Origin of the sequence: Micromonospora sp. WMMD729, from assembly GCF_049315225.1 — a bacterium.
In the GTDB taxonomy this organism is placed as follows: domain Bacteria; phylum Actinomycetota; class Actinomycetes; order Mycobacteriales; family Micromonosporaceae; genus Micromonospora.
In genome coordinates this window covers 824,932-847,662 of sequence record NZ_CP186059.1, presented here as the reverse complement: position 1 = coordinate 847,662, position 22,731 = coordinate 824,932, and the positions used below count along the sequence as shown (strand labels likewise).

At 70.4% G+C, this 22,731-nt stretch carries 20 protein-coding genes, 1 tRNA gene and 1 other RNA gene; 9 read left to right on the top strand and 13 right to left on the bottom strand.

From position 1 onward, the window contains the following. Positions 1-7: 7 nt before the first annotated feature. A complete protein-coding gene (locus ACN263_RS03965) occupies positions 8-1,390 on the bottom strand; it encodes a class I adenylate-forming enzyme family protein (protein WP_422738457.1) in 1,383 nt (460 codons plus the stop codon). Beyond that, positions 1,380-2,918, bottom strand: a complete 1,539-nt coding sequence (locus ACN263_RS03960) for an NAD(P)-binding domain-containing protein (RefSeq protein WP_422738456.1) — start codon at positions 2,916-2,918, stop codon at positions 1,380-1,382. Before ACN263_RS03960 ends, ACN263_RS03965 begins: the two co-directional genes overlap by 11 nt. A 63-nt stretch (positions 2,919-2,981) precedes the next feature. On the opposite strand from ACN263_RS03960, the gene ACN263_RS03955 reads away from it, so the two are divergent. The 7 genes from ACN263_RS03955 to ACN263_RS03925 all read left to right on the top strand — a co-directional run bounded on the left by ACN263_RS03955 (position 2,982) and on the right by ACN263_RS03925 (position 11,556). Beyond that, positions 2,982-4,499, top strand: a complete 1,518-nt coding sequence (locus ACN263_RS03955; protein ID WP_422738455.1) for an aromatic amino acid ammonia-lyase — start codon at positions 2,982-2,984, stop codon at positions 4,497-4,499. Further along, positions 4,492-6,054, top strand: a complete 1,563-nt coding sequence (locus tag ACN263_RS03950; protein ID WP_422740589.1) for an FAD-dependent oxidoreductase — start codon at positions 4,492-4,494, stop codon at positions 6,052-6,054. The genes ACN263_RS03955 and ACN263_RS03950 overlap by 8 nt, the downstream gene beginning before the upstream one ends. A 1-nt stretch (position 6,055) precedes the next feature. Next, the gene (locus tag ACN263_RS03945) at positions 6,056-7,045 is read left to right on the top strand and encodes an alpha-hydroxy acid oxidase (protein WP_422738454.1); all 990 of its coding nucleotides are present in this window, start codon (positions 6,056-6,058) and stop codon (positions 7,043-7,045) included. Beyond that, entirely contained in the window at positions 7,042-8,295 is a 1,254-nt protein-coding gene (locus ACN263_RS03940; protein WP_422738453.1) for a cytochrome P450, read from the top strand. Before ACN263_RS03945 ends, ACN263_RS03940 begins: the two co-directional genes overlap by 4 nt. After that, complete coding sequence (locus ACN263_RS03935) at positions 8,292-9,551, top strand: cation:proton antiporter (protein ID WP_422738452.1); 1,260 nt, start codon at positions 8,292-8,294, stop codon at positions 9,549-9,551. Before ACN263_RS03940 ends, ACN263_RS03935 begins: the two co-directional genes overlap by 4 nt. Positions 9,552-9,622: 71 nt before the next feature. Continuing rightward, positions 9,623-10,279 carry a response regulator transcription factor gene (locus tag ACN263_RS03930; RefSeq protein WP_422738451.1) on the top strand — a complete coding sequence of 219 codons (657 nt, stop codon included), beginning with the start codon at positions 9,623-9,625 and terminating at the stop codon, positions 10,277-10,279. After that, entirely contained in the window at positions 10,276-11,556 is a 1,281-nt protein-coding gene (locus ACN263_RS03925) for a sensor histidine kinase (protein WP_422738450.1), read from the top strand. The genes ACN263_RS03930 and ACN263_RS03925 overlap by 4 nt, the downstream gene beginning before the upstream one ends. Before the next feature lie 15 nt (positions 11,557-11,571). Here the strand turns inward: ACN263_RS03925 and ACN263_RS03920 are convergent. Further along, positions 11,572-11,644: transfer RNA gene (locus ACN263_RS03920), tRNA-Ala, on the bottom strand. 88 nt (positions 11,645-11,732) lie between these two features. Beyond that, entirely contained in the window at positions 11,733-12,323 is a 591-nt protein-coding gene (locus ACN263_RS03915) for a YqgE/AlgH family protein (RefSeq protein WP_234583082.1), read from the bottom strand. 172 nt (positions 12,324-12,495) lie between these two features. Here ACN263_RS03915 and ACN263_RS03910 point away from each other — a divergent pair, with 172 nt between their 5' ends. Together ACN263_RS03910 and mdlC are read left to right on the top strand one after the other, a co-directional pair. After that, positions 12,496-13,296: an S-methyl-5'-thioadenosine phosphorylase gene (locus tag ACN263_RS03910; protein ID WP_422738449.1), complete on the top strand. Its 801-nt coding sequence runs from the start codon at positions 12,496-12,498 to the stop codon at positions 13,294-13,296. Between the two features lie 123 nt (positions 13,297-13,419). After that, complete coding sequence (gene mdlC / locus ACN263_RS03905; protein WP_422738448.1) at positions 13,420-15,015, top strand: benzoylformate decarboxylase; 1,596 nt, start codon at positions 13,420-13,422, stop codon at positions 15,013-15,015. A gap of 14 nt (positions 15,016-15,029) precedes the next feature. Here mdlC and ACN263_RS03900 read toward each other — a convergent pair whose 3' ends face one another. The 9 genes from ACN263_RS03900 to prfB form a co-directional block, all read right to left on the bottom strand. Then, positions 15,030-15,977 carry a hypothetical protein gene (locus ACN263_RS03900; protein ID WP_422738447.1) on the bottom strand — a complete coding sequence of 316 codons (948 nt, stop codon included), beginning with the start codon at positions 15,975-15,977 and terminating at the stop codon, positions 15,030-15,032. A 44-nt stretch (positions 15,978-16,021) separates the two neighbouring features. After that, complete coding sequence (locus ACN263_RS03895; protein WP_422738446.1) at positions 16,022-16,483, bottom strand: hypothetical protein; 462 nt, start codon at positions 16,481-16,483, stop codon at positions 16,022-16,024. Positions 16,484-16,637: 154 nt separating this feature from the next. Next, the gene (locus tag ACN263_RS03890) at positions 16,638-17,264 is read right to left on the bottom strand and encodes a hypothetical protein (protein WP_422738445.1); all 627 of its coding nucleotides are present in this window, start codon (positions 17,262-17,264) and stop codon (positions 16,638-16,640) included. A gap of 401 nt (positions 17,265-17,665) precedes the next feature. Next, positions 17,666-18,232 carry a hypothetical protein gene (locus ACN263_RS03885; protein ID WP_422738444.1) on the bottom strand — a complete coding sequence of 189 codons (567 nt, stop codon included), beginning with the start codon at positions 18,230-18,232 and terminating at the stop codon, positions 17,666-17,668. A 492-nt stretch (positions 18,233-18,724) separates the two neighbouring features. Beyond that, positions 18,725-19,100: a transfer-messenger RNA gene (gene ssrA, locus ACN263_RS03880) on the bottom strand. A 103-nt stretch (positions 19,101-19,203) separates the two neighbouring features. Further along, the gene (gene smpB / locus ACN263_RS03875) at positions 19,204-19,683 is read right to left on the bottom strand and encodes an SsrA-binding protein SmpB (RefSeq protein ID WP_354817929.1); all 480 of its coding nucleotides are present in this window, start codon (positions 19,681-19,683) and stop codon (positions 19,204-19,206) included. Between the two features lie 140 nt (positions 19,684-19,823). Further along, positions 19,824-20,699 (bottom strand): permease-like cell division protein FtsX, encoded by an 876-nt coding sequence (ftsX, locus tag ACN263_RS03870; protein ID WP_422738443.1) that lies wholly within the window; start codon positions 20,697-20,699, stop codon positions 19,824-19,826. 68 nt (positions 20,700-20,767) lie between these two features. Further along, on the bottom strand, positions 20,768-21,448 hold the full coding sequence (gene ftsE / locus ACN263_RS03865) for a cell division ATP-binding protein FtsE (RefSeq protein WP_007455859.1): 681 nt from the start codon (positions 21,446-21,448) through the stop codon (positions 20,768-20,770). A gap of 118 nt (positions 21,449-21,566) precedes the next feature. Then, positions 21,567-22,688 carry a peptide chain release factor 2 gene (gene prfB, locus ACN263_RS03860; protein WP_422738442.1) on the bottom strand — a complete coding sequence of 374 codons (1,122 nt, stop codon included), beginning with the start codon at positions 22,686-22,688 and terminating at the stop codon, positions 21,567-21,569. Between the last annotated feature and the right edge of the window lie 43 nt (positions 22,689-22,731).

The window sequence follows — 22,731 nt, the reverse complement described above, 5'->3', positions numbered from 1 at the left end:
CGTCTCGCTATCGCAGCCGTCGAAGTCGACTCTTGTCGGGTTTGCCGCTGGCGGCGAGTGGGACCCGGTCGATGACCGTGACGGTGCGGGGCACTGCCAGCTCGCCCACCTGCACGGCCACCAGCTTGCGCAACAGGTCCGGATCGGGCGTCCGGTCGGCCGCCGGCACCACGAACGCGTGCACGGCCTCGCCGGTCATCTCGTCCGAATCCCCGACGACGTACGCCTCGGCGATCGCGGGGTCGGTGGCGAGTGCCCGCTCCACCACTCCGGCGTGAACCAACTGCGCGTTGACGATGATCACGTCCCGGGTGCGCCCGAGCAGCCGCAGGTAACCGTTGGTGTCGAACTCCCCCAGGTCACGGGTCCGCACCCAGCCGTCCACGAACACCTCGGCCGACTCGTCCGGGTCCTGCCAGTACGACGATGCCTGCGTGGGTGTGCGGGCGTAGATCTCGCCGTCGCGAAGGGAGACCTCGACGGCCGGACGACCGACGGTGGCGAGCGTGGCGGGGTCGGCCAGCATCTCGGCGGGGGTCACCATCGAGATCATCGACGTCTCGGTCTGGCCGTAGCCGTGGAAGAGCACCGGACCCAGCACGTCGAGCGCCTCCGCCAGGCGGCCCGGCGCAAGTGGCGACCCGGAGACCATCAGCGCCCGCAGGTGCCGCAGGTCCACCGGGTGGGAGCGCTGGTCCCGAATCAGTTGGTGCAGCTTGCCGACCGTGATCACGCTCGCCGTGGCCCGGTGCTCGACCAGGGCGTCCGGGAAGACCGGCCGGGGCGCCACGACGAGGGTGCCGCCGGCCACGAGGGCGAGGATGCCGTACTCCAGCATCACCTGACTGGCCAGAGATCCGAAGACCAGATAACGCTGCATCCGGGTGGCCAGTTCGGCGATGGCCGGTGGCCACCGGTCCGGGTAGGGGACCCAGGACGCCGACATGGCCGCGTACGTCTGCACCACACCCTTCGGCGTTCCGGTGCTCCCACTGGTCCAGATGATCCGTGCGGGATCCTCGGCCCGTCCCGCCGCGACGAGTGGCAGCCCGTCATCCGGCTGCTCGACGAACGAGGCCAGCCGGGCCGGGTCGACCACGAGGGCGCCGGACAGTTGCGTCGGGCTCAGGTCGGCACGCCACCCGGACACCCGCGCCCCCACGGCGAAGGCGGCAACCGTGGCGGCGAAGGCGGTGGCGTCGACCGGCAGGTCGAGCGTGACACCCACTCCGGGCCCCGCGCCGGACGAGCGCAGCCCGGCCGCGATGCGCCGGACGAGGCCCGCCATCTCCGACGCGGTCGTGACGACCGACCCGTCCTCGAAGACCGGCCGGTCCCCGCCGCTCGTCAGGAGGTCGAGGACGGGTTGCGGCCAGACGTCAGCGGGCATCGGCGAGGACGCCCTTGACGAACACCTCGAGGGGCTGTTGGTGCACGGTCGGCAGGTTCCAGGTGTTCTCCAGATTCTCGGCCAGGTGGTGCTCGGCGACGACCTGCCCGTCGCGCCACACCCGCACAACGGGGTGGAGATAGGTGGCGTCGTGGGCGGCCGTCGCGTCATTCTCGGCCGGGCGCGGCACGGTGATGTCGAACGGGTCGACATGGTCGTGGTCGGGGCCGTACTCGAGGGTGACCACGAACGCGAACACGTCCGGCTCCGCGTCCCGTAGGTAGGCGACCGGCACCTCCTCGCGGTAGCGGGCGACCTCGTCCTGGACGGTGATGACGTCGCCGAGCACGGCGAACTGCTGCCACAACGCCGAGGTCACGTTGATCCGGGCGATGATCGAGGCGGCGATCGCCTCCGGCGTCAGGGCGATCTGCCGGGACGGCCAGGGCTCGTCGTGGTGCCGCTGGCGCAGGATGTGGTGCAGAGCCCGGGTGGCGTAGCGGAAGCCGTGGATGAAGCCGTTCGTGGATTTCTTGAAGTCCCGCTGCTGGCTGAGGGTGCCGGCGAAGTAGAGGCCGGGAACGTTCACCGACTCGAACGCCGACGTCTGCGCCGGGAACCGGTCGTTGATGACCAACTCCGGCCGGGCCGACTCGGCGAAGAGGGAGGCGTCGAAGCGGAACCCGGTGCAGAGGATGACCCGGTCGTACTCGAGTTCGCGCAGATTCTCGACCGTCCGGGCGTACCGGAAGAGCACCCGGAAACCGCCGCCGTCCCGCTGACTGATCCGCTCCACCGTGCCGTCCAGGACGGCGTTCTGCGACTTCAACTGATAGGTGTCCAGGAAGTTGTTGTTCACCGCCCGCAGGTGCCCGACGTAATGGGTCTGCCAGGCCAGCTTGATGGAGTGCGGCCCGGCGACATGAATCGTCGCGGCGGTCTCGATCAGCGCGTCCGCGGTCTCGAATGCCGAGTTTCCCTTGCCGACGATCAGCACCCGCTGGTTGACGAAATCGGCGGGGTCGACACTCACCGTGTCGTAACGCTCCACCAGGTCCGCGCCCTCGATCGGCGGCACGTAGAGCTGGGAGACGCCGGTGGCGACGACGACCCTCCGCGCCTCGAAGACCTGGTCGCCGGCCCGCACCGTGAACACGTCACCGGCCTTCGACACCGCTGTCACCCGGGTGTCGTAACGAACGTGCAGACCTTGCGCGAAGTCGCCGAGATAGCGGACGAGATCGTCCGCGGCCGGGAAGTAGCGCGCGCTGTAGTTCTTGAAGAGCAGCGCCGGATCGTCGGACAGCAGCGAGTTCCAGTCCGACCGTAGATTGAATTCCGGGTCCTCCGAGCCGGTCCATACCTTGTTGATCGAGATCAACTGGCGGTGCCGGGGATAGGTCTCGAAGAACATGCCCGGCCGGGGACCACCCTCCAGCACCACATAGTCATGACCGTCGCGCTCCAGCAGGGCCGCGAGCTGCAATCCCGCCGGACCGGCTCCGATGATCAGGCAATCGTGCGTCATGCGGCGCAATGTACTGAGGCGATTTCAGAGCGCTCTGAGAAACTGTTCCTAGCATCCGCTGCCATGACGATTCAGGTGGATCTGGCAGCACCGCTGCACCCCGCCGACCTGCGCCGCGCGGCCGGGCCGGTGACGCTCGTGATCAGTGACGAGGTGCGCGGCCGGGTGACGAACGGCCGGACGTTCCTCGGCAAGGCACTCGGCGACGATCGGGCCATCTACGGCGCCACCACCGGCTTCGGGGCGCTGGTGGGGTACGCGGGCCGAGCCGACCAACGCGACCAGGCCGACAACACCCTCGCCCACCTCGGCGCGGGTCAGGGACCCGACCTCGCCCCGGATGTCGTACGCGCGACCCTGCTGGTCCGCGCCTGGTCCCTGGCCCGGGGCGCGTCCGGGGTCTCGCCGCATGTGATCGACGCGCTGGCGGCCATGCTCGGCACGACGTTCACGCCGGCGATGCCCCGGCTCGGCTCGGTGGGCGCCAGCGGTGACCTGATCCCGCTCGGCGCCGCCGCCAACGCGCTGCGCGGGCGTGGACACGCCTATCTGGACGGCGTCCGGATGCCGGCTGCGGAGGCCCTGACGAAGGCCGGGTTGGAGCCGCTGCCGCTCGACGGCCGAGACGCGCTCGCGCTCGTCAACGGCACGTCGCTGACCACCGCCGCGCTGACCCTCGCCCTGGACCGGGTCCGCACCTCGCACCGGGTGGTGCAGACGCTGAGCTGCCTCCTCGCCGACCTGCTCGGCAGCGATCCGCAGTTCCTCGACCCCGCTCTCCTGGCCGCCTACGGTCATCGGGGCGCCGTCGACGTCGGTACCGCGATGCGGGCGACCTGCGCCGGCCTGCGGCCGTCCGGCAGCAGACCCCTGCAGGAGCCGTACAGCATCCGCTGCGCGCCGCAGTTACTCGGGGCGGCCGAGGACGCCCTGCGCTACGCCGACGGCGTCGTGGCGGCCGACCTCGGCGCGGTGAGTGACAATCCGCTGTTCTTTCCGGACGACGACAAGGTCGTGCACGGCGGCAACTTCTTCGGTCAGCCCGCCGCCTTCGCCGCCGACGTCCTGTCCATGGTGATCGCCCAGGTCGGCAACCTCGCCGAGCGACAGCTCGACCTGCTGGTGGATCCGGGCCGCAACGGCGGACTGCCGCCGATGCTCGCGGCGGGGCCGGGCCAGCAGCACGGGCTGCAGGGCGTCCAACTCGCGTCGACGGCGCTCATCACCGAGATCAGGCGGGACACCGTACCCGCGAGCGCGCAGAGCCTCCCCACCAACCTGCACAACCAGGACGTCATCCCGCTCGGCACGCAGGCCGCGCTGCGCGCTCTGGACCAGGCGGAACTCCTGCGCCTGATCACCGGTTCGCTCGCGCTGGGGCTGCGCCAGGCGGTGCACGTGGGGGCGCGCCGGCCCACGGCGGTGGGCTGCGACCGGGCCCTGCGGGCGCTGGAGGAGGCGATCCCACCGATCGACCCGGACCGGCCGCTGGACGGGGACGTGCGAACGGCGGCCGCGATCGTGGAAGAACTTGAAAAATCTCTGAATTCCCACTCGTACGGTGAGCGCCGTGATGCTTGATTACCTGATCATCGGGGCCGGTCCGGCCGGTCTTCAGCTCGCCGCCCTGTTCGAGGCCGACGGCATGCGCGACTACGTGGTGCTGGAGGGCGCCGACGGGCCGGGCGCGTTCTTCGCCACCTATCCGCGGCACCGCACACTCATTTCGATCAACAAACCGCACACCGGCACCGACGACCCCGAACTGAATCTGCGGCTCGACTGGAACTCGCTGCTCACCGACGATCCGGCGCTGCTGTTCACGCAGTACACCGAGCGGTATTTCCCGGACGCCGACGTGATGGTGCGGTACCTCGCGGACTTCGCCGCCAAGACGGGCGTCAAGGTCAGGTACGGCACCCGGGTGACCCGGGTGTCCAAGCACGACGACGTGTTCACGGTCGAGGCCGGCGACCAGCGCTGGGAGGCCCGTGCGGTGATCGTCGCCACCGGCGTCTCGAAGACCTACGAGCCGGACATCCCCGGGTTCGAGCTGGCCGAGGGGTACGACGTGATGAGCGTCGAGCCACGCGACTACCTCGACCAGAAGGTGCTGATCATCGGCAAGGGCAATTCCGCCTTCGAGACCGCCGACAACCTCATGGAGACCACCACGCTGATCCACGTCGCCGGGCCCAGCTCGGTTCGGATGGCGTGGCGTACCCACTACGTCGGGCACCTGCGCGCGGTGAACAACAACTTCCTCGACACCTATCAGCTCAAGTCGGCGAACGCGATCCTCGACGGCACGATCAAGAGCATCGAGCGCGACGGTACGGGCTACAAGGTCGCGTTCAGCTTCTCCCGGGCGAACGAGGTCGTGAAGGAACTGCACTACGACCGGGTGCTGGCGTGTACGGGATTCCGATTCGACGACTCGATTTTCGACTCCTCGGCCCGGCCCCGACTCGCCATCAGGGACCGGTTCCCGGCACAGACCGAAGCGTGGGAGTCGGTGAACGTGCCGGGGCTGTTCTTTGCCGGAACGATTTCGCAGGAACGCGACTTCAAGAAGTCCACGAGCGGTTTCGTGCACGGGTTCCGCTACGCAGTACGGGCACTGCACCGGATCCTCGCCCGTCGGTACGACGCCACGGACTGGCCGTCGGACAAGCTCGCGGCCGAGCCGGCGGCCATGACCGCGGCCGTCGTCGAGCGGGTCAACCGCAGCTCGGCCCTGTGGCAGCAGTTCGGGTTCCTCGCCGACGTGCTCACCGTCGCCGGAGCAGAGGCCCGCTACCACGAGGAGGTGCCGGTGGACTATTTCGTGTCGACCGGCCTGCGCACCGCCGACCACGAGTACGACCACGCCTTCGTCGTCACGCTGGAGTACGGGCCCGACCACGACCAGGTCGACCCGTTCGACATCACCGTGTCCCGGGTCGCCCAGGATGCCGTCGGGCAGGCACACGACGCGGCGTACCTGCACCCGGTGGTCCGTCACCACCGCCACGGAAAGGTGATCGGCACGCACCACCTCGCCGAGAACCTGGAGAACCGGTGGGATCGGCCCGACGTCCACGTACGGCCGCTGCAGGAGTTCATCGGCCGTTGCCTGTCCGGTGCCGAGGGCTGACATGGACCCCGTCCACCGGGACTTCTTCGAGGGCGGTGCCGGGCGGGAGCGCACCCTGGCCGCCAACGAGGAGGCCTTCGCGCGACGGTGGCTGGTGCCACGGGTGCTCCGGGCGACCGGCGAGCGCGACCTACGGACCGAGGTGGCCGGCACCCGACTCACCGCACCGGTGCTGGTCGCTCCGACGGCCTTCCATCGGCTCGCGCACCCCGACGGCGAGGCGGCCACCGCGCGGGGGGCCGCGGCGGCCGGCACGGCGATGGTGGTGAGCATGGCCGCCACCCAGCCGGTCGAGGAGATCGCGGCGGCGGGCGGCACGCTGTGGTTTCAGCTGTACCCGCAACCCGACCTCGACTTCACCGAGTACGTGGTGAAGCGTGCCGAGTCGGCGGGCTGCCAGGCGCTGGTGGTGACGGTGGACTCCCCGGTGTTCGGGCGGCGCGAGCGGGACCTGCGCAACGGCTTCACCGACCTGCCACCCGGCTACGCCTGCGAGAACATGCGTGACGCGGCCGGCCGGGTGCGCCCGATCGCGATGGACGCGACGGCGGGGTGGGATCGGATCGCGTGGCTGCGCGGTGTCACGGGACTACCGATCCTGCTCAAGGGCGTCCTGCATCCCGCTGATGCCCGCCTCGCGGTCGAGCACGGCGCCGCCGGTGTGATCGTGTCCAACCACGGCGGACGACAACTCGACGGGGCGGTCCCCACGCTCGACGCGCTGCCCTCGGTGGTGGCAGCCGTGCAGGGGCGGCTTCCGGTGCTGCTCGACGGAGGGGTGCGCAGCGGCGGCGACGTGGTGATCGCGCTGGCGCTCGGGGCGCGAGCGGTGCTGGTGGGGCGTCCGGTGGTACGAGGTCTCGCGGCGGGCGGGTCGGTGGGCGTACGGCAGGTTCTCGAACGACTCACCACCGAGCTGGACGAGGCTCTCGCCCTGACCGGAGCGCGGCGACCGGCCGACCTGACACCCGATCTGGTGGTGACCCGGTGAAGGCCGTGGTCGACCTCCGGGAGTGGATCTTCAAGCGGGTCAACGGGACCGAGGGCATCCCGGTGCCCGGGCCGTTGGTGGGGCCGGAGGACTTCGAGCGGGTCTACAGCGATCCGGCCGCCGACGGGCGCAGTCGTGGGGCGGGCCTGTCGGACCTCTTCTGGTACTGGCTCGCGCCCGGTCCGCAGATGCACCAGGAGCACCTCGAGCCGGGCGAGCGGTACAAGACGGTCGCGCGGACGACCCGACGGGTGCTCGCCCGCTCGCACGCGCGTTCCGAGGAGCTGGTGACGGCCGCGACCCGGCGGATCCTCGACGCGCTCCCGGCCGACCGGATCAGCCACGTACGGCTACGTGACCTGATGATGCCGATCTGGGCCGAGGTCTCGTACGAGGTGGTGTTCGACGCGCCGTGCCCACGCGACGTCCGCGATCTCATCGTGGCGAACGCGGACGACGTGGCCACCGCGCTGAAGGGGATGAGTCTGCGGCACATGTCCCGGCGGCTTCGGCTGACCCGCTACCTGCTGGACCGGATCGAGGCGGGGACGTGCCCGGTCGTGCTGCCGCCACCGTTCACCGCCCAGGAGACCGCCTGGTACGTGCACGGCACGTTCTTCACCACGGCTGTGGTGCAGATGTCGGAGGCCATGGCGCACATCCTGCTGTGCGCCGGGGCCGTCACGGACACGTCGGACTCATCGCTCGACCGGGTCATCGACGAGGCGCTCCGGGTGCACCCCCTCTTCGGCATCGCGCACCGGATCACCTCCGGACCCATCACGGTGGGGGATCACGTCCTGCGCACCGGATCGGTGCTGCTCTTCAACTACCGGGCCTACCACCGCACCGGCCCTGCCGCCGACGACGAGTTCGACCCGGACCGCTGGTTGTCGTTGCGTCGACAGGACGCCCACTTCATCCCGTACGGCGTGACCGCCAACCGGGCCTGTCCGGCGCGCGGCTCGGCGCCCGTCCAGCTCCGCGCCGCGACCCGGGAGGTGCTGCGGCGCTTCTCGGTCAGCTCCTCGGCAGCGCACACCCGTTCGCTGCCCAGTCGCGGTCCCGCGTACCTGACACCCCGGGGTCTCCCCGGCCCCGGTCGCGGGCGACTCGCCCTGATGCGGCAGCGCGACCGATTCTTCGACGTGGGCCGCTCGGTCAAGCAGCTGGTGTGCGGGACGTGGATGGTCGTCGACGCCCGACGACAGAAATTGTGCACCCGATTCTTCGAGGAGGCCGGCTCATGACCCCCACCGAACTCGCCCCGCGGTTCTTCATCGCGGTCGCGGTCATTCTGCTCTTCTGCAAGCTCGTCGCCTGGCTCCTCGGCAAGGTGGGCCAGCCCCCCGTCGTGAGCGAGATGCTCGCCGGGGTGCTGCTCGGCCCCTCGTTGCTCGGCCTGCTCTGGCCGGACGCGCAGGCCGCTCTCTTTCCCGCGCCGCTGCTGCCGATCCTGTACGTGGTCGGCCAGGTCGGCCTGGTGCTGTTCATGTTCCAGGCCGGGTACGCCTTCACCTCCCACCGGCTGACCAACCTCGCCGGCACGGCGGGAGCGGTGTCGCTCGCCGGCGTCGCCGCGCCGCTGGCGCTGGGCGTCCTGCTGGTGCTGGGCGTGGCGGGCTTCGTACCGATCCGCGCGGACGACGTGTCGCTCGGTGTGTCCGCGGCGTTCGTCGGCGTGGCGCTGGCGATCACCGCCTTCCCGATGCTTGCCCGGATCATCACCGAGCGCGGCCAGACGGGCACCCGGCACGGGATGCTCGCCCTGGCCAGCGGCGCGATCGACGACATGGTCGCGTGGATCATGCTGGCGGTGGTGCTGGCGTTCGCCTCGGGCGCCGCCGGACCGGCGCTGGTCACCGCGGGTGGCGCGGTGCTGTTCGGGGTGGTGCTCTGGCTGGGTGGGCGGCGGGTGACCGGCTATCTGATGGGGTTCCCGGGCGACCGCGCGCGGCTGCTCGGCACGGTGGCGCTGCTCTTCCTGGTCGCCTGGTACACCGACGAGATCGGGCTGTACGCGGTCTTCGGCGCCTTCGCGGTCGGCGTGGTGATGCCGCGCTCCGAGCAGACCGACAAGGTGGTCGACACCTTGTCGCCGATCGCCGCGACGGTGTTCCTGCCGCTGTTCTTCACCTACTCCGGGCTGCGGACCGAGTTCGCGCTGTTGGGCGATCCGGCCGTACTGGGATTCGCCGCCGCGTGTGTGACGGTGGCGATCGTCGGCAAGTACGGCGCCTGCTGGGCCGCGGCCCGGATGCGCGGTGAGCCGAACGGAGTCGCACTACGCGTGGGCGCCCTCATGAACGCCCGGGGTCTGATGCAGCTGATCGCGCTCAACGTGGGTCTGGAGGCGGGCATCGTGAATTCGTCGCTGTTCACGGTGTTGGTGCTGGTCGCGCTCGTCACGACGCTGATGACGACGCCGCTGCTGAGCTGGATCGAGCGGCGCGAGGCCCGCACTCGCGTCCCCGCGCCGGCCCTCGTGACCGCCGGGAGCCGGTAGATTGTTTGTTTGAGGCGACAAGTTTTCCGGAACATAGAGACATGTCGATGTGTCGGTGTCACTATCTACCCATGACCCGACTCCTGCTCGTCGAGGACGACTCGGAGCTACGCGGAATGGTGGCCGAGACGCTGACCGGCGAGGGATACGTCGTCGACCAGGCCCCCGACGGGCAGCGCGGCCTGCATCTGGGGCTCACCCGGCCGTACGACGTGATGGTGATCGACCGACGCCTACCCGCCCTCGACGGGCTGGACCTGGTCGTCCGGCTGCGATCCCGGGCGGTGGCCGCCCGGGCGCTGCTGCTGACCGCGCTCGGCACCGTCGAGGACCGGGTCGCCGGCCTCGACGCGGGCGCCGACGACTACCTGACGAAGCCCTTCGACCTGGACGAGCTGAGCGCCCGCATCCGGGCACTCTGCCGCCGGATCACCGACTCCACCGAGGTGCTGCGGTTCGGGTCGGGCCAGCTCGACCTCGCCACGCGCGACGCCGTCCTGCCCGACGGCACCCGGATCGCGCTCTCCGCGCGCGAGTTCGAGCTGCTCCGCGTCCTCGCGGCCCGGCCGCTCACCGTCCACTCCCGCTCCGAGCTGCGCAGCCGGGTCTTCGACGAGGCTGCCGCAGCGTCCCTGGTCGACACGTACGTCTACTACCTGCGCCGCAAGCTCGGCCGCTCGGTGATCCGGACCGTCCACGGTCTCGGCTACCGGCTGGGAACCCTGTGAGCTCCGAGGACGCCATCCTGCGCCGGGCCAGGACGCGGGTCAGCCTGCTCGTCGGACTCACCATGACGGCACTGCTCGCCCTGGGCGCCGCCATCTCGTACACCGCCCTGCTGCACAACCAGCAGGAACAGATCGAACGAGAGCTCAGCTACGGCGTGGTCCACGGCACCATCAACGGACCGCCGGCCTGTAGCTGGATCATCCTGTACGACGGCGGCCGCATCGACCTCGGCCGCAACCCACCCCCGCCGGGCTTCCCTCTGCGATCCGCCATCGACGCGGCGGCCCTCGGCCGACAGGTCCACAGCGACAAGGTCGAACGCAACGGCACGACCTACTACGTCCGCACCCAGCCCCGCGGCACGGGGGTCGTGCAAGCGGTGTTCGACGCGCGTTTCCAGCTCTCCGACCGGCGGCACCTGCTCGCCGCCTTCCTCCTCGCCGCCGTCGTCGGCCTCGCCGCGGCCGCGCTCACCGGCATCGCCGTGGGCCGCCGAGCCGTGGCGCCGCTCGCCGAGGCGCTCGGCCGGCAACGCCGGTTCGTCGCCGACGCCAGCCACGAGCTGCGCACCCCCATCGCCCAGGTCCATACCCGCGCCCAGATCCTGGCCCGCCGCGCCGGCGCCGACCGCGCCGACTACGACCGCCTGATCGAGACCACCGGCCGCCTCGGTGAAATCGTCGACGAGCTGCTGCTCTCCGCCCGGCTCGCCGCCACCCCTGTCGACCGGCACCCCGCCGAGCCCGTCAACCTGGCCCTGCTCACCGCGCAGGCCGTCGGCTGCGAGGCCGACCGCGCCGCCGAGCAGGGTGTCCAGCTGCACATGAGCGTCCCGGACACCCCCGTTCTCGTCTGCGGCATCGCCTCGGCCCTGCGCCGCGTGGTCGGCGAACTGCTCGCCAACGCCCTCACCCACACCCCGAGCGGCGGTCGCATCGACGTCGCCCTGCACACCTCCCGCCGGGGTGCGGACCTGGTGATCACGGACAGCGGAGCCGGCTTCGACCCCGCCGACGCGGCACACCTCTTCGACCGCTTCCACCGCGGCGCCGGGGCCGCGGACCGCCGCTTCGGTCTGGGTCTGGCCCTGGTGAGGGAGGTGGTCACCAGCCACGGCGGGACGATCTCCACCGACAGCAGGCCCGGCGCCGGGGCGACCTTCACCGTCCGGCTACCGACGGTGCCGCCTCGGGGTCCCCTGACCGCCTCGATCGGGCGAGATGTCCGACCCGAAACAGGAAAGCGGCCTGATCGGTATTCCCGACCAGGCCGCTGACCTGAAAAACAAGGGTGGAGCCGAGGGGACTCGAACCCCTGACCCCCACACTGCCAGTGTGGTGCGCTACCAGCTGCGCCACGGCCCCTTGCTGTCGTCCCGGTCGCCCGGGCACTCGGAAACTATACACAGACCCGCCGGCATGGTCATCTCGCGGGGGTCCCTACCCGACCGGGTCAGTTCAGCGCCACGTCCGGCGGGAAGTGGGCGACGGCGGCCATCATCCCGCCCTGCCGGCGCAGCACCATCGGCCACAGGTCGTCCGGGCGGTCGACGAAGGCGTCGCCGGGCAGGGCGTCCAGCAGGAACCAGGACCCGTCGGCGATCTCCTGCTCCAACTGGCCGCTGCCCCAGCCGGAGTAGCCGGCGAACACCCGGATGCCGCCGATGCTCTCCCGCAATTTCTCCGGGTCGACGGAGAGATCGATCGTGCCGACCGCCCCGGACACCTGGTGGAAGCCCTTGAGCCGCCGTAGTGGTTGCCGCATCCGGGCCAGGCAGATCGCCGAGTCGGGTTGCACCGGGCCGCCCTCGAAGAGCACCGCCGGGTGGCGCGCCAGGTCACTCCAGTCGCCCAGCACCTCGGCCACCGGCACCTCGGTCGCCCGGTTCAGGACGACGCCGAGCGCGCCGCCCGGTTCGTGGGCGACCAGCAGCACCACCGTACGGTCGAAGTTCGGGTCCTTGAGCGCCGGAGTCGCGACCAGCAGCCGCCCGGTCATCGACTCCATCGCTCGTCCGCCGATCGCCTGGCCCTCTCCCTGCATCCCACCTACCCGTCAGCCGTGAGCCCGCACCCGGGATCCGTCATCCGCCGCCTCCGCACGGTGCATCGGTATCAGCCGCGCTGTCAACGCCATGCCTGGCACCATAGCCTGCGTCCCGGGCGCTGGCTAAGGTCTGAGCGGCGGGTGATCGGACAGTTGCGACGGAGGTTCCATGGCACCGACGGCGGACCTCGCGGTGATCGGCGGCTCGGGTCTGTACGCGCTCCTCGACGGCACCCCCCATGAGCTGGGCACCCCTTACGGTCCACCGTCGGACGCGGTGACCATCGCGGAGGTGGCCGGGCGACGGGTCGCGTTCCTGCCCCGGCACGGATCCGACCACCGGTATCCGCCGCACCGGATCCCGTACCGGGCCAACATGTGGGCGCTGCGCTCGCTCGGCGTACGCCAGGTGTTGGCGCCCTGCGCGGTCGGTGGGCTGCGGCCGGAGCTGGGTCCGGGCACGTTCGTGGTGCCGGACCAGCTCGTCGACCGCACCAGCGGTCGAGTGCAGACCTACTACGACGAGGGCGCGGTGCACGTGCCGTTCGCCGACCCGTACTGCCCGAAGGGCCGACACGCCCTGCTCACCGCGGCGGCCGGGCGGGACGTCACGGCAGTGGACGGCGGGACGGTGGTGGTGGTCGAGGGTCCCCGGTTCTCCACCCGTGCCGAGTCGCGCTGGTACGCCTCGATCGGCGGCACTGTCGTGAACATGACTGGCCACCCGGAGGCGGTGCTCGCCCGGGAGATGGCGCTCTGCTACTCCTCCATCGCGCTGATCACCGACCTGGACGCCGGGCTGCAGGCGGGCGAGACGGTGACCCAGGACGAGGTGTTCCGGGTGTTCGCAGCCAACACCGACCGGCTGCGGGACGTGCTGCTGGACGCGCTGGCCGCGCTCCCCGCCGAGCAGGACTGCGCGTGTGGTCGGGCGTTGGACGGCATCAAACTGCCCTTCGCGCTCCCCTGAGCGCTCTCGGACGACCTCCCCGGACGCCGGAAAAGCCCGAAACGTCTGTCACATCCCGATAGATTCGGCTGATCGGGAGGGCGGCCCACGGTCGCCCCTGCGCGCGAGCGGAGGCAGGCGACGATGGCAACGGTCCGGGACGCGACGTACGACGTGCTCCGCACCCTGGGCATGACCACCGTCTTCGGCAACCCCGGCTCCACCGAGGAGCCGTTCCTGCGGGACTTCCCGGCCGACTTCCACTACGTCCACGCGCTGCACGAGGCCACGGCCGTGGCGATGGCCGACGGGTACGCCCAAGCCGCCGGCCGTCCCGCGCACGTCAACCTGCACACCGCGCCGGGCCTGGGCAACGGCATGGGCAACCTGGTGACCGCCTGGCACAACAAGACGCCACTGATCGTCACCGCCGGTCAACAGACCCGGGAGATGCTGCTGCTGGAACCCCGCCTGACCAACCGCCGGGCCGTCGAACTGCCCGAGCCGTACGTGAAGTGGAGCTACGAGCCGGTCCGCGCGCAGGACATCCCGGCGGCGCTGCTGCGGGCGTACGCGACCGCCGTGCAACCCCCGGTCGGGCCGGTCTTCCTCTCCCTGCCGATGGACGACTGGGCCCAGCCCGCCGAGTCGCCGCCCGCGCCGCGTTCGGTGGCGACCCGCTTCGCGCCGGACCCGCAGCGGTTGGCGATGTTCGCCCGGGCGCTGGCCGACAGCCGCGACCCGGTCCTGGTGTTCGGACCCGGCGTGGACCGTTCCGAGAGCTGGTCGACGGCCGTCGCGCTGGCCGAGCGACTGGCCGCACCGGTCTGGTCGGCCCCGGCACCGGAGCGGGCCGTGTTCCCGGAGGACCACCCGCAGTTCCGGGGGGTCCTGCCGTTCGCCATCGGCCCGCTCGCCGAGGCGCTGCACGGGCACGACACCGTCCTGGTCGTCGGCGCGCCGGTGTTCCGCTACTACCCGCACGTACCGGGCGACCACCTGCCCGAGGGCGCCCGACTGCTGCACGTCACGGACGACCCGGACGAGGCCGCCCGAGCCCCGGTCGGCGACAGCCTGCTCGCCGACCCCGGACTGGCCCTGGCCGCCCTGCTCGACCTGGTCCCGGCCGCCGACCGGCAGCCGCCCGCGCCCCGGGCCGCCCCGACGCCGGCGGAGGTCACCGCGCCGCTGAGCGCCGACGCGATGTTCGCCGCGCTGGCCGCGCACTGGCCGGCCGACGGCGTACTGGTCCAGGAGTCACCGTCCAACCTGGCCGCGCTGCGCCGCAACCTGCGCATCACCCGACCCGCGTCGTACTTCACGATGGCCAGCGGCGGCCTCGGCTACGGCCTGCCGGCCGCGATCGGCGTGGCGCTGGCCGAACGGGACACCGGGCGCGGCCGGCCGGTGGTCGCGGTGATCGGCGACGGCTCGTTCCACTACTCCGTACAGGCGCTCTGGACCGCCGCGCGCCTGTCGCTACCCGTCGTGGTCGTCGTCCCGATCAATCAGCAGTACGCGATCCTCAAGGCGTTCGCCGAACTGAAGGACACCCCTGGCGTACCCGGGCTGGACCTGCCGGGACTGGACATCACGGCGATCGCCGCCGGCTACGGCTGCGCGACCGAGGTGGTGCGGACTCCCGACGAACTCGGCGCGGCCCTCGCGGCCGGGCTGCGCGCCACGGGCCCCACCGTGCTGCCGGTGCCGATCAGCACCGACGTGCCGACCATCCTCTGACGGACGCCCGCCGGTCACCGTGGGGCGAGCGTCAGCGGGGCGCCGCTGACCACGTCCAGCACCGGCCGCGCCCCCAGCGGCTCGGTCAGGGTGACGACGACCGGTTCCAGCTTGAGCATGGCGTTGCAGACGCCGGTGGACCGGACGACCGTGCCACCGACCACCACCGCGTCGGGCCGTTCCGACACCAGCGGGGTGATGCCGGTGTCGCAGGAGCCGACGCCCAGTCGGACGGTCAACCGCGCGCCGTCCACCGCCGCGAGGTCCTGCGCCGCGACCACGCCGTCCGGTGGCGGCTGCGTCGGCGGGGCCACCGAGGGGACCGGTGTGACAGCGGTCGGCGCGACGGCGAGCTGGGCCACCGGCGTGGCCAGTTCCTCGACCGTGAACAACCAGGCCGGGACCTGCGCCTCGCCTCGACTCGTCCGGACCGGCACGGCGCCGAGCGTCACCCCGGTGACGGTCAGCGGCAGGCAGGCCGTCTGCGTCGTGCTGGTGGCCCAGCCGTCCGGCCCGGGCTCGACGGTGGGACCGCCGGGGGTCGGCAGTCCGGGTCGCTTCGGCCGCCCCGGGCAGGGCAGCGGGTCACCCTGGTCGAGCTGGCGGTACGCCTCAGCAGCGGTGATCAGTGGCAGCGTCAACCGTCCGTCCGGGAAGCGGACCTCGCCGCTGACAGCTGTCGACGGGATGGCGACCTGCGCGCGGTACCAGCCGGCACGAAAGGCCGTCTCCGTGTCCGGGGTGAACCGCGGGTCGCCGGTGAGCACGGTCGGTCCCTGGAGGGGGACGTACCCGTCGTGCCAACCGGGACCGGGCCGCCAGGCCGCGGCGACCGCGGCGGCCCGGTCGTCGAACGCACGGGGGGTCGACGCGGTGGGTCCGACGCCGGAGTCGGCGACGGGCGCGGCGCAGGCCACCATGGACAGCAGGGGCAGGACGAGCAACAGGACCGGTCGACGCATGCCAGGTTCGACGGTGCCGGCGGCCCGGGGGTTCCGCCGTCGACTCAGGTCTCCCCACCCAGATCCGTCTGGTACGCCTGCCAGAGCAGGTTCGCGCCCCGCCGCCGGTGCCGGGCGAGCGCGCGCAACAGGTGCCCCGCGCGGTGGTGAAGCTCGTCCGGGCCGACCTCGGGCCTTTCCGCGGCCCGCTGCACGGCCAGGATGGCGGCGACGATCGCGGCGTGTTCCCGGGTCAGCAGCCGGATACCGTGGTCGAGGCGGGGCGAGTGGGTGAGCAGTTCCCGGTAGAGACCGGCCGGCCCCTCGGTGACCCGCACGTGCTCGGCGAAGCCCTGCCCGACCGGGCGCAGTCGCAGCAGCACCGTCTCGCGCCACCGCGGCTCGGCTGCCGTGACAGCGACGGCCCGGGCCAGGGCGTGCAGGTCGGCGGCGAGCCCGGCGGAGAGCGGCCCGGACGGATGGGGACGGGTCGCGCCCGACGACTGCTGGACTCCACCGGTGACCATGGCACCTCCCGCACCGCGCCGCTACCCCATACCGTGATGGTGAACGATGCCCGTTCGCCCTGTCCAGGGGCCTGTCGGTGCTCATCTGCCCCAAGCGTCACAGCCGTCTACTCCGGCCCCACCGGGCCCGGCGACGTGCGCTCCGACGGGCCGCTCAGGTGCCCGCCAGTCGCCGCAGGTGGGCGGCGACGGCGCGAGCGTCGGGTGCGACCTCGGGCCCACCCGCGACAAACGCGTCGGCCAGCGCGCGCAGTTCGGACGGCGGCAGGACCGGCAGACCCATGCCCCGAAGCGGGATCGTGGCCCGCTGCCCGCTGACCCGATCGTGGACGACGATGGCGGGCGGGCCACCCTCCGTTCCGCGATACGACTCGGGGTCGACGCGGGCGGTGGCGAGATCGACGCTGCGGCTGCGCAGCGCGCCCCGCAGGTGCACCCGGCTCCCGTCCAACCACGCGGCCGTACGCAGCACCCGCAGCACCAGGTAGACACCGAGCAGGACGAACGGGAGCCCACACAGCCCGAGGAACAGTCCCCGCCCCGACCCGCCTCCGGACTCCCGCAGCGCGGGCGGCAGCATGCCGGGCGGCAGATCGCGGGCCTCCTCGTAGCTGGCGAACCCGTCCCCGGGGCCGGTGAGGCGACGAATCAGCCCGCCGGCGAGCACGGGCCCCAGCACGAATGCCGCACCGACCGCCGCGACGAGCACGCCCGTCACCATCGCAAGCGTGCGTTGACCGGCTGACGCGCCGACCGACAGACGCAGTCCCTGGTTCGCCACAGCCGCAGCGTAGGCGGCGACGTAGGCAGCGGCTACCCGGCGCCGTCGCGTCGGAGCGCGGTGATCCCCGCCAGCTCGCCGAGGTAGGCGTATCCGGACGTCGGGATGCCCCCACATCAGCGAAGTGCAGCGGATCAACCGCTCCGCCCACGGGCATCACCGCCTCTGACGGCGCGCCCGCCCTCGAAGCCACCGCACGCCATCAGCCGACACCGCCCCAATGAGCGTGATGCCTCTCCGTCATCTTGATGACCTACAGGCATCACGTCTTTGGCGGTGGCCCCGCCCCTCCGATGAGCGTGATGCCCGAGGGTCGGCTGCCAAACAGGAAGTGACCGAGGGTCGGGAAATGCGCCGATGGCCGGCACCCCGTGGTGGGGTGCCGGCCATCGGTGTGTTCGTCAGCTGTTCCAGTACTGGGCGACCAGGTCGGTGGCCTGCTGCTCCCACTGGGCGTACGCGTCGGGGTAGGCGGAGACCTGGACGGTCTGCGCGGCGTCGGTCAGCGGCATGTCCTGCCAGCCGTCGACCTGCTTGAGGCCCTTGAGGAACGCGGTGGTGGAGTACTCGGGGTTGGTGATCTGCTCCGGGGTGCCCCAACCGCTGGACGGGCGCTGCTGGAACAGACCCAGCGAGTCGTGGTCGTTCATATCGCCGAGGTGGCCGAGGTTCTCCAGCTTGGACTCCTGCAGGCTGGTCGCGATCGAGATGACCGCCGCCCGCTCCGGCAGACCCGCCTTCTTCGTGGCCGCGATGATGGCCTTGACGTTGGCGCTCTGCTCACCGTTCAGGTCGATGTGCGACTGGTCGCCCTGCGGCTTCGGAGCGGTCGTCTGCACGGCAACAGCGGTGGGCTTGGCGTCGACGGCCGGGGTGGCGGCGTGGGCGGCGATGGGGCCGGCGAAGACGCCACCGGCGAACGCGAGACCAGCAACAGACAGCATGCTCTTACGGAAGATCGTGTTCATCAGGGGTTGCTCCTTCGGGGGTAGGAAACACCCACGTCACCCGTTCGGGGGGATCGGTGACTTGGGTGTCAGCACCTCGTCCGGGCGCTTGCACAAAGTCTTTGAGGGGGGCGGCGGCCGGCGAGCCGGAGGGGCTCGGGCGCCGCGGACCGGGTTCAACGACCCGACGGCCGGAGCCATTCCCGCAGGCGGGCGGCCACGCGGGCCTCTGACCCGTGCTCCTGCGATCGTCGGGGTATGTAACGGCCCTCAGCCCGCCACGCTTCCCGCCCACGGGTGCCGCCGGTCACTACGAACGCCCCAAAGCGGACATCACGCTCGGCCGAGGCGTGAACCGCGCGGTGATCGACTCGAGTTCGCCGAACTGGGGGTATTCAGGAGTGGTCGATGGCCCCATGTCTGCGAACTCGTGTCGATCACGACATCGCACGGCGCCTTGGCCGGATACGACGATGCGCCCCGGCCGGTGGGCCGGGGCGCATCGCTTCGAGGTGGTGGAGGTGCCGGGAATCGAACCCGGGTCCTTCGCCGGTTTGTCAGGGCTTCTCCGAGCGCAGCTCGCTATGCCTCTACTCGGCCCCACCGCTCACGCGAGCAAGTTGGTGTGACGGGCCCAGTCGCTGATTGATCTCGCCGCACGGACCCCGCGACCGGGTCCGATTGGCCAGCCTTCTAGCTGATGCCGGCTAACTGGGACGAAGGCGTTCCCAGGCCGACAGACTCACTACTCGCCTCAGGCGGCGAGAGCGAAGTCAGCGCGATTGTTCTTGGCGCTTATTGGTTTCCGACGACCGATTCTCGAGACGACGTCGGCTTCCTCGGCTCGCTTCCCCTGTCGCTGCGTACGAAGTCGAAACCAGTCACCCCCTCGACAGGCTGCCTCGTGGCGGCACTGACAAGACTAACGCCTGCCGCAACGGCTTTCATCCCGAGGCCCAACCCGGCGCGCCGACCTGGATAAACGGGACGAATCAGTCGTCCATTCCCTTGCCGCGCCGACCGGACACCCGGGCGATCTCCCGGTCCGCGTCGCGCTTGGCGAGGTCCTGGCGCTTGTCGTACGACTTCTTGCCCTTGGCCAGGGCGATCTCCACCTTGGCCCAGCCGTCGGAGAAGTAGACCTGCAACGGCACGATGGTCAGACCGCCCTCGCGGGTCTTGCCGACCAACTTGTCGATCTCACCACGGTTGAGCAGCAGCTTGCGGGTACGCCGGGGCTCGTGGTTGGTCCAGGTGCCCTGGGTGTACTCCGGGATGTGCATCGCGTGCAGGTACAGCTCGCCGTCGCGCTCCTGGGCGAACGCGTCGACAAGCGACGCCCGCCCGGCCCGCAGCGACTTGACCTCGGTGCCGGTCAACGCCATGCCCGCCTCGTACGTGTCGAGGATCGAGTAGTCGTGGCGTGCCTTCTTGTTGGAGGCGACCACCTTGCGCCCCTTTTCCCGTGGCATCGGCGCCACCCCCTTTCCCTGGTTGGTCCGACTGTGGGTCACCCCGGCCGGACAACCGATCATGCTACCGGAGTAACAAGGACCCTCCCGCGCCGTTTATTTCCGGCGGCGGGAGGGTCCCGGTCAGCAGACGAACCCGACTAGACCCGCAGGTAGAAGCGCAGGGTGATCCAGGCGGTCGCGGCGCTGACGAGGCCACCGACGACGGCCATCAGCGGGAAGACGACCAGGATGTCGCCCCAGCTGATCGGCGACAACAGGCCCTGCAACGCCTTGAGTGACCCGTCGAAGAGCAGATATTTCGCTGCCACCAGGGCCACCAGGCCGAGCAGTGCGCCGATCAGGCCGGCCACCACGGCCTCCAGCACGAACGGCGCCTGGATGAACCAGTTGGACGCGCCGACCAGCTTCATGACCGCCACCTCGCGCCGCTTGCTGTATGCGGCGACCTGGATGGTGTTGGCCACCAGGAGGAGTGCGGCGATGGCCATCACGACCGCGGCGGCCAGCGCGATGTTCTGGATCGCGGTGAGTACGTCGAAGATCTTGTCCAGGAGCCGGCTCTGGTCGACGATCTCGTCGACACCCTCGGTGTCCTTGTACTGGTCGTAGATGTTCTTGTACTGCTCCGGGTTCTTCAGCTTGAGCCGGAACGACTCCGGAAGCTGATCCGGCTTGACCGCGTTGACCAGGTCCGGCGCGTCCTGGTACATCTCCTGGAACTTCTTGTACGCCTCGTCCTTGTTGACGTAGATGACGTCCTTGACCAGGGGGTCGTTCTTCAGCTTGTCGTTCAGGTCGGTGCGCTGCTGCTCGCTCACCTCCTGGCTCAGGAAGATCGAGACCTCGATGTTCTTGTAGTAGAGGTCCTTCATGTCGTCAACCTGGCGGTACATCAGACCGCTGGCGCCGAGCATGGTCAGCGAGACCGCCATCGTGATGATCATCGCGATGGTCATGGTCACGTTGCGCCACAGTCCGACCAGTACCTCGGACAGGACGTATTTCACGCGCATCGGGATTTCCTCCGGGTCTCCGGCATGAGGTGTTCGTCGTCAGGCTGCGAGAAGGGTGAAGCGCCGGTTCACCCGTAGACGCCGCGGGCCTGGTCACGCACGATGCGACCGCTCTCGATCTCGATAACGCGGCGGCGCATCTGGTTCACGATGTTGGAGTCGTGCGTGACCATCACGACGGTCGTGCCGGTGCGGTTGATCCGGTCCAGCAGACGCATGATCTCGATCGAGGTGTCCGGGTCCAGGTTTCCGGTCGGCTCGTCCGCCAGCAGGATCAGCGGACGGTTCACGAACGCCCGGGCGACGGCGACCCGCTGCTGCTCACCACCGGAGAGCTCGTGCGGATAGCGGTGCTCCTTGCCACCGAGCCCCACCAGCTCCAGCACCTCCGGCACGACCCGGCGGGCAACCGCCTTGGTCTTGCCGATCACCTCGAGAGCGAACGCCACGTTCTCGTAGGCGGTGCGGTTCGGCAGCAGCCGGAAGTCCTGGAAGACGCAGCCGATCGAGCGCCGGAAGTGGGGTCGCTTCCAGGAGCGCATCGACGTGACGTCCTTGCTGTTGACGATGACGCGTCCCTTGTTGGGGGTCACCTCGTGCAGCAGCATCTTGATGATCGTGGACTTGCCGGAGCCGGATGGACCGATGAAGAAGACGAACTCGCCCTTCTCGATCGAGACGGACACGTTGTCGAGCGAAGGCCGGGACGCCTTCGGGTACGTCTTCGTCACTTGCTCAAGCTGAATCACGGGTGGTGAGTCTACGCGGTGTAACAACTGAGCCAAGCCCCACGCCCCGCAGATGGCGCGCGCGTCGTCGAATCAGGCTCTCACCTGGAGATCGACGACGCGCTCCGCCCGCGAGTCGTTACGCACCGTCGCTGGCGAGCTGCCGCTGCTTGCGCCAACGGATACCGGCCTCGATGAAACCGTCCAGGTCGCCATCGAAGACCGCACTCGGATTGCCGGTCTCCTGCTCGGTTCGGAGATCCTTCACCATCTGATACGGGTGGAGGACGTACGAGCGCATCTGGTCGCCCCACGAACCGGCCGCGTTCTCCTTCAGGCCCTCCAACTTGGCCTGCTCCTCCTGGCGCTTGCGCTCCAACAGCCGGGCCTGGAGGACGCGCAGCGCGGAGGCCTTGTTCTGAAGCTGGGACTTCTCGTTCTGGCAGGTCACCACGATGCCGGTGGGGATGTGGGTGAGCCGGACCGCCGAGTCGGTGGTGTTGACGCTCTGCCCGCCGGGACCCGACGAACGGTAGACGTCGGTCCGGACCTCGTTCTCCGGAATGTCGATGTGGTCGGTCTGCTCGGTCACCGGCAGCACCTCGACGCCCGCGAAGCTGGTCTGCCGCCGGCCCTGGTTGTCGAACGGGCTGATCCGGACCAGCCGGTGGGTGCCCGACTCGACGCTGAGCGTGCCGTACGCGTACGGCACCTTGACCGCGAAGGTGGCCGACTTCAGGCCCGCCTCCTCGGCGTACGAGGTGTCGTAGACCTCCGTCGGGTAGCCGTGCCGCTCGGCCCAGCGCAGGTACATCCGCAGCAGCATCTCGGCGAAGTCCGCCGCGTCCACACCACCCGCGCCGGCCCGGATGGCGACCAGCGCCTCCCGGGAGTCGTACTCGCCGGAGAGCAGGGTGCGGACCTCCATCTCCTGGATGGCCTTGGTCAGCCCGGTGATCTCCGCCTCGACCTCGGTCAGCACACCCGGGTCGGATTCGGCCTCGGCCAGTTCCAGCAGGACCCCGGCGTCGTCGAGCCGGCTGCGCAGGCTGCCCAGCTTGCTGATCTCGCCGTTGACGTACGACAGCTGCGAGGTCACCTGCTGAGCCTTGGCCTGGTCGTCCCACAGGTCGGGGGCGGACGCCTCCTGCTCCAGACGGGCCTTGTCCTCGTGCAGCCGGTCCAGATTGAGGACGGCCTCGATGTTGCGCAGGGTCGCGTCGAGTTCCTTGAGCTGTTCGGCGTAATCGGCAGCGGTCACGACAGACAAGCGTACTGCGCGAACGAGGAGTGAGCTTGCGAGC